This window comes from Maricaulis sp. (assembly GCF_039978735.1).
GTDB lineage: Bacteria > Pseudomonadota > Alphaproteobacteria > Caulobacterales > Maricaulaceae > Maricaulis.
This window is the reverse complement of the sequence record NZ_JBDWAS010000018.1, coordinates 1-3,433: the sequence shown is the minus strand read 5'-3', so window position 1 is coordinate 3,433 and position 3,433 is coordinate 1. Positions and strand designations below refer to the sequence as shown.

4 protein-coding genes are annotated in these 3,433 nt (G+C 60.9%); all 4 read right to left on the bottom strand.

Translation table 11 applies throughout. The annotated features are described in order from the left end of the window. The coding region (locus ABJO18_RS05875; protein ID WP_291887634.1) for a GTP-binding protein at positions 1 to 139 on the bottom strand (139 nt) is incomplete at its 3' end. A 52-nt stretch (positions 140 to 191) separates the two neighbouring features. Further along, positions 192 to 2,267 (bottom strand): elongation factor G, encoded by a 2,076-nt coding sequence (fusA, locus tag ABJO18_RS05870; RefSeq protein WP_271185306.1) that lies wholly within the window; start codon positions 2,265 to 2,267, stop codon positions 192 to 194. 39 nt (positions 2,268 to 2,306) lie between these two features. Beyond that, the gene (gene rpsG, locus ABJO18_RS05865; RefSeq protein WP_271185305.1) at positions 2,307 to 2,777 is read right to left on the bottom strand and encodes a 30S ribosomal protein S7; all 471 of its coding nucleotides are present in this window, start codon (positions 2,775 to 2,777) and stop codon (positions 2,307 to 2,309) included. 11 nt (positions 2,778 to 2,788) lie between these two features. Further along, positions 2,789 to 3,160, bottom strand: coding sequence for a 30S ribosomal protein S12 (gene rpsL, locus ABJO18_RS05860; protein WP_011643738.1), 372 nt, complete (start codon positions 3,158 to 3,160; stop codon positions 2,789 to 2,791). Positions 3,161 to 3,433: the final 273 nt, after the last annotated feature.

The following is a 3,433-nucleotide window of genomic DNA, read 5'->3' as shown; positions in this document are numbered from 1 at the left end:
ACTTCTTCGCCGTGCCGCCGCCCTGCTCGGCCAGCACCATCGTGATCGCCGCCGTCAGCGTCGTCTTGCCGTGGTCAACGTGACCAATCGTGCCAATGTTCGCGTGCGGCTTAGTGCGCTCAAACTTTTCCTTCGCCATCGATCTCGCTCCGAAATCTCGTATTCGTTTCTACAGTGACCAGAGGTTCGCCTTAGGCGGACTTGGCAATGACTTCTTGTTCGACCGCCTTCGGCACAGGCTCGTAGTGGTCGAATTGCATGGTGAACTGGGCCCGGCCCTGAGTGGCCGAACGCAGGTTGTTGACGTAACCGAACATGTTCGCCAGCGGCACCATCGCGTTCACGACGGTGGCGTTGCCGCGCATTTCCTGCCCGGCGATCTGGCCGCGGCGGGAGTTCAGGTCACCGATCACCGAACCGGTGTACTCGTCCGGCGTCACGACCTCGACCTTCATGATCGGCTCGAGCAGCTTCGGCGCACAATGGTGCTTCGCTTCACGGAAGGCCGCACGGCCGGCGATTTCGAAGGCCAGGACGCTGGAGTCCACGTCGTGATAGGCACCGTCGATCAGGGTCGCCTTGACGTCGATGACCGGGAAGCCGGCCAGCAGACCGTTTTCCATCACCGAATTCAGGCCCTTTTCGACACCCGGAATGTATTCCTTCGGCACCGAACCACCGACGATCTTGGATTCGAAGACGAAGCCCGAACCCGGCTCGCCCGGCTCGAATTCGATCTTCACGCGGGCAAACTGGCCGGAACCGCCGGACTGCTTCTTGTGCGTGTAATCGACCGTACCGGCCTGGCCGAGCGATTCACGGTAGGCCACCTGCGGCGCACCGATATTCGCTTCGACCTTGAATTCGCGCTTCATGCGATCGACCAGAATATCGAGGTGAAGCTCGCCCATGCCCGCAATGATGGTCTGACCGGACTCTTCGTCGGTCTTCATGCGGAAGGACGGGTCTTCGGCGGCCAGACGCTGCAGCGCGATGCCGAGCTTTTCCTGGTCACCCTTCGACTTCGGCTCGATCGCGAGCTCGATCACCGGATCCGGGAATTCCATACGCTCCAGGATGACCGGGCTGGACGGATCGCAAAGCGTGTCGCCCGTCGTGGTGTCCTTGAGGCCCGCAATGGCGACGATGTCGCCGGCGAAGGCTTCCTTGATGTCTTCGCGCGAATTCGAGTGCATCAGCAGCATACGGCCGATACGCTCTTTCTTTTCCTTCACCGTGTTGAGCAGGGACACGCCCGTCTCCAGGTGACCGGAATAGATGCGCGCGAAGGTCAGCGAACCGACGAACGGGTCGTTCATGATCTTGAAGGCCAGCAGCGACACCGGCTCGGAGTCCGAAGCCTTGCGCTTGGTGGGCTCGCCCGACTTGACGTCGATGCCCTTGATGGCCGCGATATCGATCGGGCTCGGCAGGTAATCGACAACGGCGTCGAGCAGCGGCTGGACACCCTTGTTCTTGAACGCCGTGCCGCACAGGACCGGGTTGAAGGCCAGAGCGATACAGCCCTTGCGGATCAGCGCCTTGAGCTGCTCCTCGGTCGGCTCTTCGCCTTCCAGATAGGCTTCCATCGCAGCCTCGTCCTGCTCGACAGCAGCCTCGACCAGCTTTTCGCGGTACTCGGCAGCCTTGTCGGCAAGCTCGGCGCGGATTTCGCGCTCGTCCCAGGTGGCACCCAGGTTTTCACCGTGCCACACCAGTTCCTTCATCTTGATGAGGTCGATAACGCCCTCGAAGTCGCTTTCCGAGCCGATCGGCAGCTGCGTGCACAGCGGCGTGGAGCCCAGACGCTCCTCGATCATCTCGACGCAGCGGTAGAAGTCGGCGCCCAGCTTGTCCATCTTGTTGATGAACACCATGCGCGGCACTTCATACTTGTCGGCCTGACGCCAGACCGTCTCGGTCTGCGGCTCGACACCGGCGTTGGCATCCAGACAGCACACGGCACCGTCGAGCACGCGCAGCGAACGCTCGACTTCAATCGTGAAGTCTACGTGTCCGGGCGTGTCGATGATGTTCAGGCGCTTGTCCTTCCAGAAACAGGTCGTCGCAGCCGAGGTGATCGTGATGCCACGCTCCTGCTCCTGCTCCATCCAGTCCATGGTGGCGGCACCATCGTGCACTTCACCAATCTTGTGGGACTTGCCGGTGTAATAGAGGATCCGCTCGGTCGTCGTCGTCTTGCCGGCATCGATGTGCGCCATGATGCCGAAGTTGCGGTAGTCCTCGATTTTGTAGTCGCGGGCCATTTCAAAGGGTCCTTGGTACGGGTCAGTGCCTGTGGATCGTTACCAGCGGTAGTGCGAGAAGGCGCGGTTGGCTTCCGCCATCCGGTGCGTGTCTTCGCGCTTCTTGACGGCGGTACCGCGATTGGCGGCAGCATCCATCAGCTCGGCAGCGAGACGTTCACGCATGGTGTTCTCGTTGCGGCCGCGCGCAGCGCCGGTCAGCCAGCGGATCGCAAGAGCCTTCTTGCGATCGGCACGGACCTCGACCGGAACCTGGTAGGTCGCACCACCGACGCGGCGGGAGCGAACCTCAACTTCCGGGGCCACATTGTCCATGGCATCGTGGAAGACGCGGATCGGTTCGCGCTTCAGCTTGTCCTCGACGATATCGAGGGCGCCATAGACGATACGCTCGGCGACCGACTTCTTGCCGTCGAGCATGATGTAATTCATGAACTTCGTGAGATCGCGATCTCCGAACTTCGGGTCCGGATGAATCTCGCGTTTCTCTGCGCGGTGACGACGCGACATGGACGTCTCCCTTACTTAGGACGCTTGGCGCCGTACTTGGAACGGCGTTGCTTGCGGTCCTTGACGCCCTGGGTATCCAGAACGCCGCGAAGAATGTGATAGCGGACACCCGGAAGGTCCTTCACGCGGCCACCGCGGATAAGAACGACGGAGTGTTCCTGAAGATTGTGCCCCTCGCCCGGAATGTAGCTCACAACTTCGTGCCCGTTCGTCAGACGCACTTTGGCGACTTTACGCAGGGCCGAGTTCGGCTTCTTCGGGGTCGTGGTGTAGACACGCGTGCAGACGCCACGGCGCTGCGGGCAAGCCTGAAGGGCCGGCACCTTGTTGCGCTTCGGCTTGTCTTTCCGCGGCTTGCGAATGAGCTGGTTGATTGTCGGCATCCCGCTCTAATCCGTTCCTAATCTCAAAGACCACGCCCCTCAGCACCGGAATGGAACTGATGGACGCAAATGACGACACCGACGTTCGAGCGCGAGGCCCGTACGGCGGCATCTGGGGTTTTTCCGTTACCGTGGATGACGTCTAACCGCTTGGGTTACGGCTCATCCTCAAAACGAGCGCGGAAACTACGCATGCGACTCGGTTCCGTCAAGCGCTTGTTCAGACATTTTCAGAGGCTTGCACGGTAAACGCTGCAGTCATGAAAAAGGACG

Coding starts and splice junctions, on each gene's coding strand:
- fusA (WP_271185306.1), bottom strand. CDS start 2,267: ATGGCCCGCGACTACAAAATCGAGGACTACCGCAACTTCGGCATCATG.
- rpsG (WP_271185305.1), bottom strand. CDS start 2,777: ATGTCGCGTCGTCACCGCGCAGAGAAACGCGAGATTCATCCGGACCCG.
- rpsL (WP_011643738.1), bottom strand. CDS start 3,160: ATGCCGACAATCAACCAGCTCATTCGCAAGCCGCGGAAAGACAAGCCG.